Genomic DNA, 16762 nt, shown 5'->3' on the forward strand with positions numbered 1-16762 from the left:
ATGAAAATTTTACTCGCAGGTGGCAGCGGACAGCTAGCTCAAGAATTACAGCCGATTTTATTATCTTCGGGAGAGGTTATTGCGGTCGATCGCACTCGCCTCGACTTATCACAACCCGAAAGCATCCGTCAAGCAATGGCTGAAATTCAACCGGATTTAGTCGTCAATGGGGGCGCTTACACTGCGGTAGACAAAGCAGAAAGCGAACCGGAATTAGCAAACGCTGTCAACGGTATTGCACCCGGAATTCTCGCAGAAGAATGCGAAAAACTGGGAGCAAGTTTGATTCACTTTTCTACTGATTATGTCTTTGACGGCAGCCACAGTTCTGCTTATTTGGAAACAGATTCTACCAACCCGCTGGGAACTTACGGCAAGTCGAAATTAGCAGGCGAGGAAGCAATTAGGAAAGCGGGAAGCCGCCATATTATTATTAGAACAGCGTGGGTTTACGGCAACGGCGGCAAAGGTAATTTTGTTAAAACAATGCTGAGGTTGGGAAAGGAAAGGGAAGAAATTCGAGTAGTAGCAGATCAGATCGGAAGTCCTACTTGGACGGGCGATTTAAGTGCGGCGACTTCGCAAATTATGCCTCTCCTTGGGTCGGAAAATTTTGGGACTTACCACTACACTAACAGCGGTGTTTGTAGTTGGTACGATTTTGCGATCGCCATTTTTGAGGAAGCAGCACAACTCGGCCTTCCCCTAAAAGTTCAGCGCGTAATTCCCATCACCACCTCCGAATATCCGACACCAGCAAAACGTCCGGCTTTTTCTGTCCTCTCTACGGTAAAAATATCAGCACTTCTAGGCACGTATCCTCCCCACTGGCGGCAAGGACTCAGAAAAATGCTGGCAAGAGAAGTGAAATAAAAAATTGAGGAAAACTCAAAACGCGAGGGCGGGTTTTGTTAATGAGTTACCTGTTATTTCCAAAGTTTCTCACCTAAACCCGCCTTTACCAATTAAAAATCTCCCCATGTCTGAATCCATGAAAACCAAGCAACAATATATTTTAATTGCCGCATCAGTTCTCGGCATTCTAATACCAGCGTCATATATTTTGTACTTGATATCCCAAGCGGGAGACTTGTCTAATTTTGATTATTGGTGGATGACGTGGAATTTTTATTCAGTAGACGGTTTCTCTACAAATCCTTTTAATTGGATATTTCGGGCGAACGAGCATTTTGTCTTGATTCCGGCAATTATTTATGGTTTGAATATAGTTGTCACCCAAGGTTCAAATATTGGTTTGTGTTTAGTGGCCTGGTTCTTGGCTTGGATTCAGTGCCACGTATTAATTGCTCTGCTTCCATTAAAATTGAGGCGTTTTCCCCGGCAATTTATCTCGCTACTGCTTTGCATTTCTATTTTTAATTTTACTCCGGCGGCGGCTCACAATTGGATGCGGGGATTCAGCGGTGTTCACTGGATAATTGCTAATTTATTTGTGATTTGTTCGATATTTTGTTTGCAATCCTATGTGAAGCTTTTGTCAAGTAAGAGAGAGGCGGAGCCTCTGGATATTAATTCCCAGGCAGAGCCTGGTAACGAAGGATGGAAACAAAATAAGTGGGTAATTGGCAGCATTGTTTTTGGCGTTTTAGGCTGTATTAGTTACAGCACTCCTTTAGCTTTGTGGCCGATATTGTGTGCTGCTGCTGTTGTGCTGCGGTTTCCTCGGCGAATAACTTATTTGTATTTCATTGCTTCGATTGCGGTGATTGGTATTTATTTTTTAACTTATAAAACTCCTTCTCATCACCCTTCTTTAACTAAAATTAACCCGCTCAAAACTCTCGAATATATTCCCACTTATCTCGGCGGAATATTTAGCGAAAATATTATTTTTGCTTCAATTATTGGTATAATTGGTTTGATTGCAACGACGGGTTTTGTGGCTTATTGGCTATTTATAAAAAAGGTCGATCGCCCGGATTGGCTGCCTTGGCTATCAATCCAACTTTACACGCTGCAAACGGCGTTAATGGCTGCGGTTAGCCGATCGGGATTTGGCGTCGAACAGGCCACCGCTTCCCGCTACGCCACACTCCCAGCTTTGTTTTGGATGAGTACAATTGTGCTGACAGTATTGTGGGTGCGCGAGTGGCAGCCAACACCAAGAATTCAAGGGCGTTGGCTGACACCGGTGTTTGCAGTCGCCACAGTTGCCATTATTTTAATGTACGGGGTGGGAGGTGAAACTGCAATGGCGATCGCTCACAGAGCAACCTATCAACCGTTAGTAGCATTATCACTGCAATTAGGCATCACCGACGTAACGCTAATTAAAGACCGCGTAGGCAACAAACCCGCCGCTTTTGTCGGGTTAATCGACGCCTTAAAAACTAACAACTTAGTGCCATTTAACCGAGACATTAAAAAACACAATTTCTGTGCAGCATTAGACACAAAAATCGACGGAAATTTACTGTCAGCGCCCAAAGACGGAGTACCCGGATTTTTTGATACAGTAACTAAACTCGCCCCCGCCGCCTCCAGAGTAATTGGCTGGGTAGGAGACCCCGAAAACAATGTAAAATGTATTGCCATTCTCAACCAAGAAAATGTCGTTCGAGGTTTTGCCATGTCAGGATTTCCCCGCCCAGATTTAGTTAAATTGTTTGGCCCTTCCTACGAATTCGCAGCTTGGAGAGGATACATTCAAACATCACCAACCGATAAATTATTGACAGCCTATGCCTCCTTTAAAAACCGCAAAGGTTGGGTAGCCTTGCGAAACTCCCAAGTTATCAATAAAAACTAAAAAACCTCTCCTTCTCCTCCTCTGCGCCCTCTGCGCCCTCTGCGGTTAATAAAAAAATCTCATTGACAACACAAATGAAATAGAATAGCCCTATGCCAAAACATCTCAGCTTCGTAATCCCCGTTCACAACGAAGAAGCCACCATAAAATTACTGTTTGAAAAAATCCAACTTGTCATGTTCCAAACAGAAAGTGACAGTTACGAAGTCATTTTCATAGATGACGGTAGCCGCGATTATTCGTGGCAAGAAATCACAGATTTAGCCAGCCAACATCCCAAACTAATTAAAGCGATTAAAATGCGCCGCAACTTTGGCAAATCCGCCGCGCTTTCAGCAGGATTTCGCAATGCAGCAGGGATAATTATTTTTACTCTCGATGCTGACCTTCAGGATGACCCCGCTGAAATTCCCAAGTTTTTACATCATTTAGAATCGGGATTTGATTTAGTTTCCGGTTGGCGAAAACAGCGGAACGACCCGCTTTCTAAAACTTTACCTTCCAAGCTATTTAATGCTGTTGCGTGTTTGCTGACTGGGGTGCAAATGCACGATATGAATTGCGGTTTTAAAGCTTACCGTAGGGAAGTTTTGCAGTCGATTAAATTGTACGGGGAATTGCACCGCTACATTCCAGCTTTAGCCAACAATTTAGGGTTTAAAATTGGCGAAGTAGTTGTGGAACATCATCCGCGAAAGCACGGAAAATCTAATTACGGCTGGGAACGCTATGCGCGGGGATTTATTGATTTGTTGACGGTGTTAGCCACGACGCAGTATTTACACAAACCGGGTCATTTGTTTGGCGGCTTGGGATTGTGTTTTGGCTTGGTTGGAACTGTTTCGCTGAGTTATTTGATAGTTATTTGGTTTCTGAATTTGGCGGGGATGAATTTTGGACCGATCGGCAATCGACCTTTGTTATTTTTTGGGATTTTGTGTACAATTCTGTCGGTGCAGTTGATTTCTTTGGGGATTTTAGCTGAGTTGATGGCGCGGAATGTGGATGCTGATTATGTGGACAAGCAAATTAGCGAAATTATTGATGATTCGGGTTTTGATATTTAACCGCAGATTAAGGCTGATTAATGCTGATTAACGCAGATAAATCGGATATTGAAATTGCTTCTACACAAGCAAAGTCTGCCTCCGCAGACTAAGATAAAAGTCATATTTGGATTTAACAAGTTTTACCAATTACTTATTATCTAATTTTAAACAGTATCCATTTGCCTTCTTGCTCTACTATTTCTCCGTCAATATTTGGATGCCAATCGCTGCGAGTCAGGATATAATCGGCATGGTAGTTTCTGGCTACTTTGACTAAATCTGCACTGCTGCGTCGGATGAAAAAGTCATTTCCTCCCCAAATCATTTGCGGGTTTAAGGGAACCCCTAAAACGGTTTCCATGCGAGTTTGCCATTCTTTGATGCCTTTTTCGGTAAAGGGAAAGTTCTTGAAGTTGACGACAATCGCTCTTTCGGAGAAAAACTGGAAGTTGGTAACTGAAGGTGGAATTAATACGAGTGAATCGCGGCTGCTACTTTGGGAAAATCGCACAGCTAATTTGCTTAAGTCATCTCTGGGAACGGCATTGATATTAACTCTTGTTTGAAATAGATTTAATATAGGTTTGGGCATAATTCCTGCTATTCCGAAAACTAAGGTGGCGGTAGTTATTAAGGCTAATGTGTGAGTTAGAGTTTGTTTTATAGATGTAGCTAGGGATGTTTCTTTTAAAATGAATGGGAAGGCGAGGATTGAGAAAAAGATTGGGATGCTAATTATTCGATCGCCCATTATTTCCCATGAATCACTCAGCGGATATATCAAGCTGAAAATAACCGTTCCTGCTGCAAAAATCCACAACAATATATTATATCGTTTGGGCAATACGTAATTTTTTGTTTGCCAAACTGATAATCCTAAGAAAATGATGCCCCTAAAAGGCAAAGTTAGTACAGCTAACAGCGAGAAGCTAATAGCTATTTGTTTTTCTCTGTAAAGTTGCTCGACGGTCAAAGCAACAGCAATAAATATAATTAATTGAGCAAAAGGTACAGTTCTAGCTAACTGTAGTTTTGCGATAAAAGCCAGCGGATAAATTTCGACAAATATGTAATTTAGAAACAGTGCAAAAATGGATGTACCAACAATGATATAAAAATTAACCTTGTCTTCTTTTGGCAATAAATCGGAATTTTTGATGCACAGCAAGCCACCCATTATGAAACATATAAAGTTGAACCAATTCCCGACATCCCAATTTGACGGGAGGATGTGGTGGGGGTTGCGGACTTTCGCGTGAATGTAGACAAACTGGGCGTTGTCGATAGTGTGAGTGCTGGTAGTACCTGTTAATAACATCGGTACGTAAACGATACTTGCCATTGCTGCTAAAAGTGCGATCGCCAAAATCAATATTTTAAACTTCCGCTGTCTTACAGATTCAATAAATAAAACGGGAACCATCATCAATCCAGGCAACAAACCAACTAAAAATTGCAGCAGACAACCCAGTCCAAAAAAGAAATATCCTGTCAGCCATTTCTGGCGTAAACTAAAGTAAATTCCCCAAATTGCGAAACCCATTGCGAAGGTACTGGGTACTGATTTGGTGGAAAATATCAGGGTGTTACCAACATCTGTAAATGAAGCGGCTATACATAAAAAAGCCATCGCTGCGGCAGGCAGTTTGGAATTAGTATAGATATTGATAATTGCGTAGCAAGCGAGAATAAATGAACCAAAGGCTAGGAATTGATAAATAAAGTGCGCTAGGGGAATGCTTGTTCCTAAGTTGGCGAGCAAATAGATAATATAATAATAGTAATATCTCGGATTAAACTTAACCATTTCCTGAACGTAATAGTCATTTTTGTACAGTTCAGGATTTAACATAAATTGAATGGGCGGCACTTCTGGGAAGTTGCCTCCAATCGGGAAAAGATAGCCTGTAGCCATCAGGGAACCGATGATGACAAAAGTATACAGAGATAGATTAAAATACCAGTGGGATTTTTGATTTTTTTGCATTGACGGTTCAACTTACCTACTGACAGTTAAATTGTTAATCTCCAGTTGGCATTGGTTTGTTAAATCCTGTTTGCTGCTACTCAATACCTCAAGCAGCAGATAAAGGGGATTTTTGCCCTCAACTAATAGATTTAAGCCGATCGCACTTTTTTGACTATAACCCATCTCTGCTGAGTCTATTAATTTACCTTGCTTGTTCCACAAAGTCAAGCGCAGGGCAACTCCCGGACATTGTTTGTTAGGTAAATTGAGTTTGCCGGTAACTTTCGCTTTGTCTGAGATGGAACCTAAATACAGGAAAGATGTATCGAGTTTCTTGCTGTTTTTAATTGGATGAGTTACAATTTTATATAGGTTATCCGATTCTTGAGTGACAGAATAATTGGCACTTGTGTAGATTGATTGATGCAAACTAATCCAATCTAACTGCGTGCCCGGTCGATCGACTATTTGCCGCTGCATCGCATCCAGAGTCCTAACTGCCGTTGCTGTATCAGTCGGCCGCATCCTCCGATAAACGCTGACAGTCACGCCGTTTTCTAGCTTAAAATGTTCCGGTAGCAATTGGAAATCGCGCGCAATTTCCCAGTTTTGAGTAAAGGCATCGTACACAACTTTAACAACATCTTGTTCGTGCGATCGCAAAACTTGTTCGTCGGTCGGTAACACCTGCTGAAAAGGTACAGCAACCACCGCATATTGTGACTGCAACAACTCCGGTAGCGGGTAAGTATCGCGCGAGTCAATTTGCGGCCTCCCGATGGTATTTAATTTCCACCAACCCTCCGGCGGGTTTAATTTTCGGTTGGCTTGTCTGAGGATATTAGCATTAAAACTGTTAGAAGCACCGGCAATATAAATTGGTTCTTCGTTGGGTGCTAATTTTCGCAGAAACTCTACTAATTTTACAACTTCGTCGTAGTCCGATCGCACTAACGGCGGAAAATTACCCACAAACAGTCTTGGCAAATCAATTTTGAGAGGAATTAACCCGACTGCGGCATTCAAAACCAGGTACAAACCCGCTGCGCCCAGCATCAAATACCGGACTTTTCCCTTGAGTGTCAGCCAAGTTGTCCAGAAAAATGTGGATATTCCTAAAAGTGCGATCGGTGTAATATGAATTGTATAGTGCAAGTACCCGTAACGCAACACTAACAGCCATTCAATCAGCGACAAAACCCCAAACAACGAAACAAAAATAGCCGCCGCCGGAACCAGGATTCGGGTGAGAATTCCCGCAGAAAAACCAATCAGTACCAGTAGCCAAGTTCCTAAACCGTAAAAATCCGCATAACGAGTTAAAATATCATTTACAGGCAAACTCCAAGCGACATACAAATTGCGGTAGTCAACCGTCAGAGCACTGCGAGTAAAATCTCCCGCTACCAACATTAAAATAGTCAAGCTAGTTACAGCAATTAACCCTAACTTTACACCGGATTCAAACAAGCATCGGTAGGGAAACGGCACTGTCGCGTCCTTGTTTTTGGGAGACGACAATGCCGATTTCCTACGGTATATTAGTACAATAAACTCGGTGAAAGCCTGTAAAGTCGCTGCACCAAAAAATGCGATCGCACTATAAGCAAAATGGCGCCGCAACAGAATAGCCGCCGCCAGCAAAAACCCAATCAACGGGATGTTCCACCAAGATTTCAGCTTAACATCCTGCAAATAAACCAAAATTGCCAAGGCTACAAAAACACACCCGCCAGTATCTAGATATCCCCGCAGAGTCGGTATCCAACTCATCGGAATTAATAAACTCAGCAGCACAGTTGACCAAAACACCCGGCGGGAATAAACTGGAATTAGTTTTGCAGAAATTGCCCCCAGCAACAGGCGAAACGGCAGCACATAAATTAGGGAGACACTGAGAATGTAACTCAGCCGAGACTCGCCAAATAAGAGAATAAACGGCACTAACGGCAAAGAGATTAATAGGTTTTTTTCCTTAGATAGCGATTCTATAACTCCGCGCCATGCTTTATCTGGCGACTCTCGAAATAAATTTGCCGTGTTGACTGTAGCAGTGTTGTAGCCCGCATAATCCCACCAATAAAAAGTATGTTCGCTGGATACATAGATTGATGTTACTGCAACTGTTATAAGAACAAGTAAAAACAGGAAAAAACCATCACTTATAAATTTTCGAGGCAATTTAAAAGAAACAAAATCAAATAATCCCATCAGCCTAGCAACCCTAAATCAATTGTATAGTCCTGGAGGCACGGGTAGTCAGAAACCGGGTTTTTTTGCCAAAATCTTGCATCAAAGCCTTTAATTTCGGTAAAAACCCGGTTTCTTTGGTATGGATGCGCGTCCAAGATTGTTACCTTAAAACACTACGTTGCAAAAAACCTTCCAACTTTTCTGCATATTGCCGATTGGCGATCGCACTTGGATGAAGGTCATGAGGTAAATTATTATTAGCAGATATTTTCAAATCAACCGAAATATCCGCCGTAGCAATTCCCTCCTCACTTAACTCCTCCAACATCTTAGCAGAACCCGCATTAATTCCTGCCACAACTAACTTAACACCATTAGCCTCAGCCACACGGTTAAATTCTTCAATAATTGCCTTAGAAACCTCATGGCTTCTATACAATCCCTCTTCAAATTGATTGTAATTAACCTCCAAAAAATGGCTTAATGCAGAAACCCGCATCAGGGGGAACTCGCGATATTCAAGTTTTGCCATGTTGTAGGTAAAATTATTTTCTCCATTCAGCCTAGCATCGGGCTGGAATAAAATACCCAGTTTATTCCAAGCAGCCATTTGCTTTCTTCTCGCCCTTAATAAAGTATTGCGGCGGTCATGAAATCCCGCATAAGCAATCACCGCAATTTTGGGTTTATTTCCTTGTTTGAGTGCTTCTTTGAATTGAATCAATGAGTGCAGCGTGCCGTAGCCGTTAACGCCAAAATTAACTATTTCATATTTGGGTAATTTCTCTTGCAGCAACCAAGGATAAGTTTCTCTGTCATTCAATGACCAACCGTAGGTAAAAGAACAGCCAAATATCCAAAGTTCAGGTTTCTTTGAGGATTGATTATAAGTATTGAGTGGATGTGTAATTCTTAAACTATTATTGAGGTGAGTCGCATTAAATGAGTAATTGCCATTAAGTGTCACCTTGAATTTACCGGGCAAATGCTTGTAGCCTAGTTCCGAGTCTTTGGTAAAAAAGTTACCTTTTGGTTCCACCGCAACATCAACATTTTCGATTTGCCAGGGTTTGTATCCCGCAACTCGCAAGACCATTTCAGCCGTGGTGGTGGATAAAAAAATTGGAAAAATTAGATATGTTATTAATCTGAAAGCAACATTTTTAGCAAAGTCTTTTTCGCTCATTAACATAATATGAAACGTCAGCCAAAGTATACTAAACTGCCATGCCAGTATTATCTAGTTCATGGATCTAATTTAATTAGATTGAGCGCACCAATATCAGCAACGGGCAAGATGCCCGTTCCACAAGAAAATCTACTTTTTGTGGAACGGGCATCTTGCATGTTAAGCGAGAATAGTGCCACATCTCAGTTTAAACTCACATCTTGCACCAATATCAGCAACGGGCTAGAAGCCCGTTCCACAAAAAATAAACTTGATTGTGGAACGGGCATCTTGCCCGTTCTTAAGAAGAGTGCAAAATATTGGTTTGAGCTAATTGATTAATTCCTAATAACCAGGCTCCTCCTCATACTCAGGAGTCTTAGTTTTCTCAGGGATATTAACCCTAGGAGCCTGGTAAGGCTTCGGTGCCTCATCGTCAGCCCAAGCATCAGCCTCGACATCATCCTCGTACTCGTACTCCACCACCGGCTGCTTCGGGCGAGAAATCTCAGCGCGAGTGTATTGCGGCTTCTCCTCGTACTCCTCCTCGTAATCGTCCTCCTCACCGCCCCAATTATCCTCTTCGTAATCGTCGTAATCGTCGATTATTGGCTCAGGCTGCTGTACCTGCACCGCGCGCATCGGCGGCTGGCGAACCGCAGGCCGATTCCAGTCTAAATCCTCGTCCCAAGGAACTTCCTCCACCGCAGGCGCAGCTACCCGGCTCCGCATTTCCGGTGCAGGTATCCGCACGCCCGGGCCCAATTGATTTCCCGTAGCCACGGGTTTCGGATAATAACCTGCCTCGTCCTCTTCTCGTTCCCAAGGTGCTTGGCCCAAACCAACGCGCTCCAGCAAACCCACACTAAGCTGCCTGAGCCTTTCCTCGGAACCTTCAAACACAATCAAGCGATTCGGGCCGCTGCTGACAATTTCTTCAATCCCCAACTCGTAAGTGCTGAGAACTTGGTCGGGGATTTGGGGGATTCCCAGGGAAGCGATAATTATAGAAACTAACTTACCGTCTTCGGGGTCGAACCTAAAGCCCCGCACCCTACCTAAAAGTTCGCCGGTTTCGGTAATAACTTCGCTGTTAATCAAAATGCTGTAGACTTCAACATCAACATCATCTTCGATCGCGCTCTCATCTTCCACCAACAGCACGTCGCCGATTTCGCTGACATTGCTGAGGAACATAAACTTCGGCATTCCAGCGACCGCAAATATATTATCACGCAGACCGATCGCCACAACTTCCCGCCGATCGATGTCCACCCACAATTGACTAACCACCCCCAAGCGTTTACCTCTGTCGCGGGTGATGACTTGAGTGCCTAGAATATCGGAGCGTTGGCAGATTTGTTCGGATGTCATTCTAACTTTAATCCTGATTTATTAAGTACATATATCACTCAACACGAGCGTTAACATAAACTCCGGGACTACAACTTCAGTCCTATGACTTGAGTATAAGCTCCCCGTGCTTGAGTAACACCAATTGTACGCTCAGCCGATTGAATCATAGGTCGCCGCAAACTCACAACAATAAACTGGGCTTGTTCAGACTGTCGTTTTATCATTCTAGCTAATCGCTCCACATTTGCCCCATCCAGAAACATATCCACTTCATCAAAAGCGTAAAACGTAGACGGGCGGTAGCGTTGCAGCGCAAAAATAAAACTCAGAGCCGTCAACGACTTTTCGCCTCCAGACATGGAAGCCAGCCGCTGTACGGGTTTGCCCTTCGGGTGAGCGACCAAATTCAAGCCACTGCTGAAGGGGTCTTCCTGATCATCTAGCTGGAGATAGCCGTCGCCTTCGGAAAGTTCCGCAAAGATAGTCTGGAAGTTCTCGTTAACCGCGTCGAAAGCTTCCTTAAAAGCGCGCCGCCTGAGTGTGGTAAAATTTTCGATTCTCAACAGCAGTTCAGTGCGTTCTCCTTCCAATGTTGTCAATTTTTGACTCAATTCTTGAAGGCGTTCTTGAGTGCGGTTGTACTCTTCCAAGGCTAGCATATTGACTGGTTCTAAAGCTTGAATGCGTTTGGCGATCGCCTTTACTTCCTGCTGCAATTCCGTTAAATTGGCTTTCTCGACATTTTCAGGAATCGACGGCACGGGGTCGGGCATTTCCGCCCGCTGCGCTTCCAATAGAGTGCGGACTGCGGCTAATTGTTCCCGGCGTTCTTGCTGGGTTTCGTAGAGTTTTTGCAACTGCCATTGTAACTGCTGTTTGGCTAAATGCTGCTCTCGCAGTTGAGATTCCGCCCGATCGCGCTCTCCCTTCTGCACGCCCAATTTTTCCTCAATTTCCCCCAAAGCAGCCTTAGCTTCCGCAATTTGCCGATCGAGTTCTAACTGCTGCGAAACAATGGAATCGAGTGCATCCGCCCCCGCGTTTTGCTGCACTTGCCATTCCTGCAATTTCTCGCTACCTTCCTTAATTTTGTCTTCCAAACGCCCAAATTGATTTTCCAAGTCTACAAGGCGCTGCTGGACGTTTCTCAGAGCCAATTCTCGCTCTTGCAGTTGCGCTTCTAGAGCGCGCAAACTCGATTGCATTTGCTGCCATTCGCTGTGACTGTTCGACTCTTCCAACTGCGCCAAAGTTTGGCGGTATTGCTGCAATTGAGTTTCCTGTGCGGGCAATTCTCGTTCCAGCAACTGCAATCTCGATCGCGAATTAGTTAATTCCTGTGTATTTTTCGCAATTTGCGATCGCACTTGTTCCTGTTGCGCTTGCAAATTCTTAATTTCTGAATCCAACTGTTCCAAGCGCAACTGATTTTCGCGCAAATTCTGTTTTGCTTCCATCAATTCTTGGCTGCGAGTTTTGACTGCAACAGACGCGCGATCGATCGCAATTTTGCACCGTTCCAAAATCCGCTCAATTTCCTCCAACCTTTCTTGCAAAGAGGCGATCGTCCTGGCTTCACTAGCAGCCTCACTCGCCTCAACCGTGCCAAAATGCAAGGTAGATCTGTTACTAGAACTTCCCCCAGTCATCGCCCCGCTAGTTTCCAAAATTTCCCCGTCCAAAGTGACAATCCGGTACTGTCCCAAATAGCGGCGGGCGTCACTGAGATTGCTAAACACAACCGTACTGCCAAAAACGTAAGCAAAAATTTCCTGATACCGCGAATCGCAGTCAATCAAATTAACAGCCGCATCCACAAACCCAGCCGCGCGCCGCAAATTTTCATTCACCGAATACCTGCCGCCCCTAATCTTATTCAAAGGCAAAAACGTCATCCTTCCCGCCCGTTTTTGTTTCAACAATTCGATCGCAGCAGCAGCCACGCTATCATCTTCCACAACCATATTCCCCATGCGGCCGCCCGCCGCTATTTCCAGCGCCAACTGATAGCGCGGTTCCACCCTACCCAGTTGCGCCACCAAGCCACAAACTCCGCCAATTCCGCTTTGCGCGACAATTTTTGCCGTAAACGTTCCTGTCGCTTCTTGCAGTGCTTGAAACTGCACTTCTAGCTTGTCTAATTTGCGCTGTCTTTCGCGCTGTTCTTCCAACAAACGAGTTTGAGTTTCCTGTTGCAGTTGCAATTCTTGTTCGGCTTCGACTAAAATCTGATTTAGCGATTCTACTTGCAAAGATGCAACGCCTTTGGTTTCCACAAGGCGAGATTGCTGCTCTTTTTTAGCTGCAATTTCCTGTTCCAATACTTGCAGCGATTGGTTTTGTTCTTGAATTTGACTTTGCAGGCGATCGGCTCTTTCGCCAATGGTAGCTTGTTCTGTACGCTGCGGTTCCAAAGTTTGTTGAATTGTTTCGATTTGGCGGTGCAGTTCCGTTTGCTGCTGTACCCAAACTTCGGCCGTCGAGGCGATCGCATTTGCAACTTCCCGACTTTCATCTAAACTTTGCTGGGCTGCGTCCCGCTGTTCCTGCAAACTTCCTATTTGAGACTTAACATAAGATATTTCAATCTCAATTTGCTCCAAACTTTGCTTAAATTGCCGAACTTCTGACTCGGTTTGTGCTATAGTAGCCGCCATTTGCCCAGCAGTTTTTTCCAAATCCTGTTTGCGGTTTTGCAGTTGCCGCCGTTCCGCTTCCTGAGTGGCAATCGTCGCTTGCAAAGCCAACAATTCCGACTCTCCCAAAGCTTTAACACGGGCATTAAGCGCGTCAAGTTCGGCGGTCGCTTCTTGAATTTGGGTGCTAATTGCTTGCAGTTGTTCGGTGAGAGATGCCGAAGTGCGATCGCCCGCTTCGATTTGTTCGCGCAGTTTCCATTCTTGCTTTTGCAACTGGCGGAATTTCAGCACAATTTCCCATTGCGACTTTTCTTGAAATTCCGCCCGCAATTTTTGATATTTTTCCGCTTTTGTGCGATCGGAAGCAAGTCTATCGCGCTGAGAAATCAGCTCTTTTTCCACAATACTGCTGCGTTCTTCCACCTCTTTAACTTCATCCAACTTCTGCCTAGCTAAAGAGATTTTGCGATCGAACTGAGCGACTCCAGCCAATTCATCAATGATTTCTCTGCGTTCCTTAGAATTCATCGAAATAATGCTGGTAACGTCTCCTTGCAGGACGACGTTATAGCCTTCGGGATAAATTCGCAAACGGTTGAGTTGTTCGTGAAGTTGAGTCAGCGTGCAAGGTTGACCGTTAATGTAATAAGTTGAAGTGTAAGTACCTTGGCGAGTTACCCGAAGTTTGCGCGTTACACTCCACTCATCCGATTTTGGATTTTGGATTTTGGATTTTTTATTAGTAGCGAGTAGTTGCCCGTTGTTGTCTTGAGTTGCTGCAATTTCTATCTCTTCTACGTCTTCAACAGATAACTCATCCGATTTTTGATTTTTGATTTTTGATTTTCGATTGACAGGAGATGATTGGCCGTTGTTGTCTTGAGTTTCGGCAGTTTCTATCCCTTCGGCTTCCTCAACAGATACAGGTGATTCTCGATTAGCAGATGATTGGCCGTTGTTGTCTTGAGTGTCGGCAGTTTCTATCGCTTCGACTTCCTCTGCTTCAACAGATAACTCATCTGCTGCATTTTCATCATCCTCATCTTCATCCCGCGCGAACCATTCCTCGCCCACATCTTCCAGCGCAAAAGTCGCAGTCACGCTAGCTTCGATCGTACCGCGTTTGTTTTGGGCGCTGTTCACCAAATCCGGCAAACGTTCAGCCCGCATTCCCTTAGAACTCGAAAGTCCGAGACAAAACAACAAAGCGTCGAGGATGTTGGACTTCCCAGAACCGTTGGGCCCGGAAACCACAGTAAAACCGGGCAGCACGGGAATGGCCGTCGTGCCACCAAAAGATTTAAAGTTAGTCAGTTCGATCCGTTTAATGTGAACCATATGCTAGGAGTAGCTTTGGCTCTCGGTTGTTGTCACAAAAAATACTCGGTAAGTGGGAAACTCCGAGACTTTAGTCCTGAGAGGAAAACGACCCGGCGATTTCAATCGCCTTGAATCCCCTCGCGGGGCAGAGGGGTATGGTTGCCCCAAGGCGTGAGGATATGGTTGTCCTCAATCTCCCATTTCTGGGGTAAAGTTAGCTTCGCCAATGTTATAGAGGCTTGTTAGGCTGGCAGCACTGTCTCAGTGACTTTAAGACTGTTTAACTACTAGCGACAGGGCAGGGGACTAGCTTCGCATCCCAGGGTGTCATGACCTAAATAACGTAGCCTGTTAAGGCTTAGGCTGGTCAGTACAGCTTGTTTGATTTCTCTTACAAGCTCAGTGGCTTTAGCCCTGAGTTACTGACAGGGTAGCACAGGCAATGGGGCGATCGACAATGTGTTAACTTTCTGGCATTGTCGATCAAACCGATATCTTACACCATTGTCAACAACCGAGTCGGCTTTTACTTCAAAAGATCGTTGACAAAAGTACAACATCTGCGATCCGAGCGACCGCTACAAATGAACGTAAATTTTGATACAGATAATTTCATGAGACTCGATCGACATTATTTGTGTAATTAAACCTGAAAGCCTTGTCCATAGTGAATTCCAGCAAATATAATTCCGGTAATTCCTAATGTTACCCCTAGACATATAAAAACTTTCCGGTAAAATCGAACCAAAATTAATAATGTATAAAGTAACGAAGCGCATTATGGAGGGCAAACCCATTACACCAGCTCAGAACTCATCTAACCTGCCAGCTTCACCTGAAAGCGACCAACAAGTATTGCAAATTTGGGGTCGCCAGCCCCTTAAAGGACATATCAAAATCAGCGGCGCCAAAAACTCGGCCTTAGTCGTCATGGCTGGAGCCCTGCTATGCCCAGAGGATTGCCGTCTCCGCAACGTTCCCGGTCTAGTCGATGTCGCCCGCATGGGGCAAATTCTCTCGGCTGTAGGAGTCAAATTACAGCAAAACGGCGACGTTTTAGACATCAACGCCAGCAACCTCATAGACGCTCAAGCCCCCTACGAATTAGTCAGCCAACTGCGGGCGAGCTTCTTCATCATCGGCCCACTGCTAGCGCGTTTGGGATTTGCCAAAGTACCCTTGCCCGGTGGGTGCGCCATCGGTGCCCGACCCGTTGAACTCCACGTTCGCGGTTTGCAAGCCCTCGGTGCCGAAGTCCACATCGACCACGGCACGGTTCACGCTTACGTCAAAGGGCCGAACCGCCGCCTGAAAGGAGCCAAAATTTATTTGGACTACCCTAGCGTCGGCGCAACTGAAACTTTGATGATGGCGGCGACTCTGGCTGAAGGAGAAACCATAATTGAAAATGCGGCTCAAGAGCCGGAAGTCGCTGATTTGGCGAATTTCTGCCGCGCTATGGGAGCAAAAATTCAAGGGGCTGGCACGAATACGATCGTCATTTCGGGAGTTCCCAAGCTGCACGCGGTAGACTATTCAATTATTCCCGATCGCATTGAAGCCGGAACATTTTTAGTAGCAGGAGCCATCACTCACTCCGAAATCAGTTTGTCGCCAGTAATTCCCGACCACCTGACCGCAGTCATTGCCAAATTGCAGACTATTGGGGCAAAAATTATTGCAGAATCCCCCGACATTTTGCGGATAGTTCCCGGTCAAACTCACTCGGCCACAGACATCGAAACTCTGCCTTACCCTGGTTTCCCCACAGATATGCAAGCTCAGTTTATGGCTTTGCTGACGCTGAGCGAAGGAGACAGCTTGATCAAAGAAACCGTGTTTGAGAATCGCTTGCGCCACGTAGCAGAGCTCAACCGCATGGGCGCCGACATTCGTCTTAAAGGCAATGTAGCGATTGTGCGCGGAGTGTCGCGGCTGTCGGGTGCGCCGGTAGTGGCAACAGATTTGCGGGCTTCGGCGGCGTTAGTGTTAGCGGGACTTGCAGCCGAGGGTGTCACAACCATCAGCAGCTTGCAGCACTTAGACCGCGGCTACGAGCAGTTAGAGGTGAAACTGCAAAAATTGGGAGCTAAGTTGCGACGGGTCAAAGAGGGTACAGACCCGGCGACTGCTGAGGCTCCTGTCAATCCCGTGCGATCGGGTTTAAAGTAGTCAGAAGGAAGAAGGAAGAAGGAAGAAGGAAGAAGGAAGAGGAAAAAAGGAAGAAGCAAAAGAATTCCCCATGCCCAATTCCCCATGCCCCATGCCCAATTCCCAATTCCCAATTCCCCATTCCCA

General features: G+C 45.1%; 9 protein-coding genes. 4 read left to right on the forward strand and 5 right to left on the reverse strand.

Annotated elements, in window-relative coordinates:
* The 3 genes from rfbD to QUB37_RS00410 all read left to right on the forward strand — a co-directional run bounded on the left by rfbD (nucleotide 1) and on the right by QUB37_RS00410 (nucleotide 3837).
* On the forward strand, nucleotides 1-873 hold the full coding sequence (gene rfbD / locus QUB37_RS00400) for a dTDP-4-dehydrorhamnose reductase (protein ID WP_333158031.1): 873 nt from the start codon (nucleotides 1-3) through the stop codon (nucleotides 871-873).
* 106 nt (nucleotides 874-979) lie between these two features.
* Nucleotides 980-2770, forward strand: a complete 1791-nt coding sequence (locus tag QUB37_RS00405) for a hypothetical protein (protein ID WP_333158032.1) — start codon at nucleotides 980-982, stop codon at nucleotides 2768-2770.
* Between the two features lie 92 nt (nucleotides 2771-2862).
* A complete protein-coding gene (locus tag QUB37_RS00410) occupies nucleotides 2863-3837 on the forward strand; it encodes a glycosyltransferase family 2 protein (RefSeq protein ID WP_333158033.1) in 975 nt (324 codons plus the stop codon).
* Between the two features lie 136 nt (nucleotides 3838-3973).
* On the opposite strand, the gene QUB37_RS00415 is transcribed toward QUB37_RS00410, so the two are convergent.
* From QUB37_RS00415 to smc, 5 genes are all read right to left on the reverse strand, one after another.
* Nucleotides 3974-5806: a DUF6798 domain-containing protein gene (locus tag QUB37_RS00415; protein ID WP_333158034.1), complete on the reverse strand. Its 1833-nt coding sequence runs from the start codon at nucleotides 5804-5806 to the stop codon at nucleotides 3974-3976.
* A gap of 12 nt (nucleotides 5807-5818) precedes the next feature.
* A complete protein-coding gene (locus tag QUB37_RS00420; RefSeq protein ID WP_333158035.1) occupies nucleotides 5819-7999 on the reverse strand; it encodes a hypothetical protein in 2181 nt (726 codons plus the stop codon).
* Nucleotides 8000-8141: 142 nt separating this feature from the next.
* On the reverse strand, nucleotides 8142-9167 hold the full coding sequence (locus QUB37_RS00425; RefSeq protein ID WP_333158036.1) for an SGNH/GDSL hydrolase family protein: 1026 nt from the start codon (nucleotides 9165-9167) through the stop codon (nucleotides 8142-8144).
* A gap of 327 nt (nucleotides 9168-9494) precedes the next feature.
* Nucleotides 9495-10523 carry a PRC-barrel domain-containing protein gene (locus QUB37_RS00430; protein WP_333158037.1) on the reverse strand — a complete coding sequence of 343 codons (1029 nt, stop codon included), beginning with the start codon at nucleotides 10521-10523 and terminating at the stop codon, nucleotides 9495-9497.
* A 68-nt stretch (nucleotides 10524-10591) separates the two neighbouring features.
* Nucleotides 10592-14482, reverse strand: a complete 3891-nt coding sequence (gene smc / locus QUB37_RS00435) for a chromosome segregation protein SMC (protein WP_333158038.1) — start codon at nucleotides 14480-14482, stop codon at nucleotides 10592-10594.
* A 738-nt stretch (nucleotides 14483-15220) separates the two neighbouring features.
* Between smc and murA the strand changes: the two genes are divergently transcribed.
* Entirely contained in the window at nucleotides 15221-16636 is a 1416-nt protein-coding gene (gene murA / locus QUB37_RS00440; RefSeq protein ID WP_333158039.1) for a UDP-N-acetylglucosamine 1-carboxyvinyltransferase, read from the forward strand.
* Nucleotides 16637-16762: the final 126 nt, after the last annotated feature.

It is taken from the genome of Microcoleus sp. AT3-A2 (assembly GCF_036705685.1).
In the GTDB taxonomy this organism is placed as follows: domain Bacteria; phylum Cyanobacteriota; class Cyanobacteriia; order Cyanobacteriales; family Microcoleaceae; genus Microcoleus.

Excerpts from the sequence above, each read along its gene's own strand:
- rfbD (WP_333158031.1), top strand. The coding sequence starts at position 1 with ATGAAAATTTTACTCGCAGGTGGCAGCGGACAGCTAGCTCAAGAATTA.
- QUB37_RS00405 (WP_333158032.1), top strand. The coding sequence starts at position 980 with ATGTCTGAATCCATGAAAACCAAGCAACAATATATTTTAATTGCCGCA.
- QUB37_RS00410 (WP_333158033.1), top strand. The coding sequence starts at position 2,863 with ATGCCAAAACATCTCAGCTTCGTAATCCCCGTTCACAACGAAGAAGCC.
- QUB37_RS00415 (WP_333158034.1), bottom strand. The coding sequence starts at position 5,806 with ATGCAAAAAAATCAAAAATCCCACTGGTATTTTAATCTATCTCTGTAT.
- QUB37_RS00420 (WP_333158035.1), bottom strand. The coding sequence starts at position 7,999 with ATGGGATTATTTGATTTTGTTTCTTTTAAATTGCCTCGAAAATTTATA.
- QUB37_RS00425 (WP_333158036.1), bottom strand. The coding sequence starts at position 9,167 with ATGAGCGAAAAAGACTTTGCTAAAAATGTTGCTTTCAGATTAATAACA.
- QUB37_RS00430 (WP_333158037.1), bottom strand. The coding sequence starts at position 10,523 with ATGACATCCGAACAAATCTGCCAACGCTCCGATATTCTAGGCACTCAA.
- smc (WP_333158038.1), bottom strand. The coding sequence starts at position 14,482 with ATGGTTCACATTAAACGGATCGAACTGACTAACTTTAAATCTTTTGGT.
- murA (WP_333158039.1), top strand. The coding sequence starts at position 15,221 with ATGTATAAAGTAACGAAGCGCATTATGGAGGGCAAACCCATTACACCA.